Annotated in this window: 1 protein-coding gene; it reads left to right on the top strand. The window is 76.4% G+C overall.

The annotated features are described in order from the left end of the window. A partial coding sequence (locus tag VF746_21650) for an amino acid adenylation domain-containing protein (GenBank protein ID HEX8695031.1) occupies positions 1-3,837 on the top strand: 3,837 nt, incomplete at both ends.

Genomic DNA, 3,837 nt, shown 5'->3' with positions numbered 1-3,837 from the left:
GGACGTCGCGGAGAGCGCGCCGGGCGTGCCGATCGGGCGGCCGAAGGCGAACACGCGCGCCTACGTGCTGGACCGGGCGGGCGAGCCGGTGCCCGTCGGCGTGGTCGGCGAGCTGTACGTGGGCGGCGCGGGCGTGGCGCTGGGCTACCTGGACCGGCCGGAGCTGACGGCGGAGCGCTTCGTGGCCGACCCGTTCGGCGCGGAGCCGGGCGCGCGTCTCTACCGCACGGGCGACCTGGTGCGCCGGCGCGGCGACGGCGCGCTGGAATTCGTGGGGCGGACCGACTTCCAGGTGAAGGTGCGCGGCTTCCGCATCGAGCCGCGGGAGATCGAGGCGCGGCTGCTGGAGCACCCGGGCGTGCGCGAGGCGGTGGTGGTGGCGCGCGAGGACGGCCCCGGCGAGAAGCGGCTGGTGGCGTACTACGCGGGCCCCGCGGGCGCGGTCGAGGCGGACGTCCTCCGCTCCCACCTGGTGGAGCGCCTGCCGGAGCACATGGTGCCGGCGGCATACGTGCGGCTGGAGGCGCTGCCGCTGACGCCCAACGGGAAGGTCGATCGCAAGGCGCTCCCGGCGCCGGAGGAGGACGCCTACGCGGCGCGCGCGTACGAGGCGCCGGCGGACGAGACGGAAGCCGCGCTGGCGGAGGTCTGGTCGGAGGTGCTGGGCGTGGAGCGGGTGGGCCGCCGCGACAACTTCTTCGAGCTGGGCGGCAGCTCGATCCTGGCGGTGAAGCTGGTCGAGCGGATGCGGCAGCGGGGCCGGCACGCCCGGGTCCAGGCGCTGTTCACCACGCCCACGCTGGCGGGGCTCGCGGCCCTGGTGGAGAGCGAGTCGCCGGAGGCGCAGGCGCCCCCCAACCGGATCCCCACCCCCTGCGACGCCATCACCCCGGAGATGCTCCCGCTGGTGGAGCTGAGCCAGGCGGAGATCGACCGGGTCACGGCCGCGGTGGAGGGCGGCGCGGCGAACGTCCAGGACGTCTACCCGCTGGCGCCGCTGCAGGAGGGCGTCCTCTTCCACCACCTGATGGCCGCGGAGGGCGACCCCTACCTGCTGTCGGCGCTGTACACCTTCGACCGCCGGGAGCGCCTGGACGCGTACCTGGCGGCGCTGCAGGCGGTGATCGACCGCCACGACATCCTGCGCACGTCGGTGATGTGGGAAGACCTCCCCGAGCCGGTGCAGGTGGTGTGGCGCCAGGCCCGGCTGCAGGTGGAGGAGGTGGAGGTGGACCCCGCCGGCGGCGACGCGGCGCAGCAGCTCCACCGCCGCTTCGAGCCCCGGCGCCACCGCATCGACGTGCGCCGCGCGCCGCTGATGCGGGCGTACGTGGCGCGCGACGCGGCCCGGGAGCGCTGGGTCCTCCTCCAGCAGCAGCACCACCTGATCGGCGACCACGTGACCAAGGAGGTGCTGCAGGAAGAGGTCCGGACGCACCTGGAAGGTCGCGCGGACCTTCTCCCGGCGCCGCTGCCCTTCCGCGACTTCGTGGCCCGGGCGCGGCTGGGGGTGAGCCGCGCCGGGCACGAGGCGTTCTTCCGCGAGCTGCTGGGCGACGTGGAGGAGCCCACGGCGCCGTTCGGCCTGCTGGACGCGTGGGGCGACGGGTCGGGGATCGCCGAGGCGCGGCGGGCGGTGGACCCCGCGCTGGCGGCGCGGCTGCGCGAGCGGGCGCGGACGCTGGGGGTGAGCGCGGCCGCCGTGTGCCACGCGGCGTGGGCCGGGGTCCTGGCGCGGACGTCGGGGCGCGGCGACGTGGTGTTCGGGACCGTGCTCTTCGGGAGGACGAGCGGCGGCGCGGGCGCGGACCGCGTGCTGGGGCCGTTCATCAACACCCTCCCGGTCCGCGTGCGCGTGGGCGAGGCGGGGGTGGAGGCGAGCGTGCGGGCCACGCACGCGTTGCTGGCGGAGCTGCTGCGGCACGAGCACGCCTCGCTGGCGCTGGCGCAGCGGTGCAGCGGCGTGGCCGCGCCGGCGCCGCTCTTCACCGCCATGCTCAACTACCGCCACAGCGCGGGCGCGGCGCCGTCGCGCCCGGACGAGGCGGACCGGGTCCGGGAGGGGATCCGCGGGAACTGGACGAACTACCCGGTGACGCTGCTGGTGGACGACCTGCGCGACGGGGGGTTCACCCTGACGGCGCAGGTGCCGGCCTCGGTGGGCCCGGAGCGGGTGTGCGCGATGGTGCACCGGGCGCTGGAGGGGGTGGTGGAGGCGCTGGAGGCGGCGCCCGGGCGCGCGCTGTCGCGGGTGGACGTGCTCCCGGAAGCCGAGCGGCGGCGGGTGGTGGAGGAGTGGAACGCCACGGACACGGCGAGTCCCGACGCCTGCCTGCACGAGCTGTTCGAGGCGCAGGCGGAGCGGACTCCGGACGCGGCCGCGCTCACGTTCGAAGGCGAGACGCTCAGCTACGCCGAGCTGAACGCGCGTGCCAACCGTCTGGCGCACCACCTCCGCGGGCGCGGCGTGGGCCCGGACGTGCGCGTGGGGCTGTGCGTGGAGCGGAGCCTGGAGATGATGGTGGGGCTGCTGGGGGTGCTGAAGGCGGGGGGCGCGTACGTGGCGCTGGACCCCGAGTACCCCGAGGAGCGGCTGCGCTACATGCTGGTCGACAGCGAGCCGGCGCTCTTGCTGACGCACGGGGCCGCGGCGGAGCGGCTGGGCGGCCTGGGCGTGCCGGTGGTGGCGCTCGGGCGCGACGCCTCGTCCTGGGCGGGGGATCCGGAGACCAATCCGCCGCGCGCCGGTCTGACGCCGCGCCACCTGGCGTACGTGATCTACACCTCGGGCTCCACCGGCCGGCCCAAGGGGGTGATGGTCGAGCACAGGAGCGCGGCCAACGCGCTCGGCTGGATGCAGCGGGCGTGGCGGCTGGGTCCTGGCGACGCGGTGCTGCAGAAGACACCGTACAGCTTCGACGCCTCGCTGCGGGAGCTGCTGCTGACGCTGCTGGCCGGGGCGCGCCTGGTGCTGGCGCGCCCCGGCGGGCAGCGCGACCCCGCCTACCTGGTGGAGACGGTGCGCCGCGAGGGCGTCACCGTGCTCCACTTCGTCCCCTCCTTCCTCCAGGTGCTGGCGCAGGAGCCGGGCTTCGCCGGCTGCGACGCGCTGAAGCGGGTGGTGTGCGGGGGCGAGCCGCTGGCTCCCGAGCTGGTGCGGCGCTTCTACGGTCAGCACCCGGGAGCGCGGCTGCACAACGTGTACGGGCCCACCGAGGCCGCGGTGGACGTGACCGAGTGGAGCTGCGCGCCGGAAGCCGAGGGGGAGCGCACCCCGATCGGGCGTCCGATGGCGAACGTGCGCGTCTACGTGCTGGACGATGGCGGCGAGCCGGTGCCGGTGGGCGTGGCGGGCGAGCTGTACCTGGGCGGAGTGCAGGTGGCGCGCGGGTACCGCAACCGGCCCGGGCTGACGGCCGAGCGCTTCGTGGCGGACCCGTTCGGGGGCGAGCCGGGGGCGCGGCTGTACCGCACGGGCGACCTGGGGCGGTGGCTCCCGGACGGCACGCTGGAGGTGCTGGGCCGGGGCGACCAGCAGGTGAAGGTGCGCGGCTACCGGATCGAGCCGGGCGAGATCGAGGCGCGGCTGGCCGAGCATGCGGGGGTGCGCGAGGCGGCGGTGGCGGCGCGCGAGGACGGGCCGGGCGAGCGGCGGCTGGTGGCGTACTGGGCGGGCGAGGGGTCGCTGGAGGCGGAGGCGCTGCGGGCGCACCTGGCGGAGAGGCTCCCGGAGCACATGGTGCCGGCGGCGTACGTGCGGCTGGAGGCGCTGCCGCGCACCCCGGGCGGGAAGGTGGACCGCCGGGCGCTGCCGGCGCCGGAGGGGGAGGCGTACGC

This window comes from Longimicrobium sp. (assembly GCA_036389795.1).
Taxonomy (GTDB): domain Bacteria; phylum Gemmatimonadota; class Gemmatimonadetes; order Longimicrobiales; family Longimicrobiaceae; genus Longimicrobium.
The sequence above is the reverse complement of the archived record's forward strand: the minus strand, read 5'-3'. Positions and strand labels throughout refer to the sequence as shown.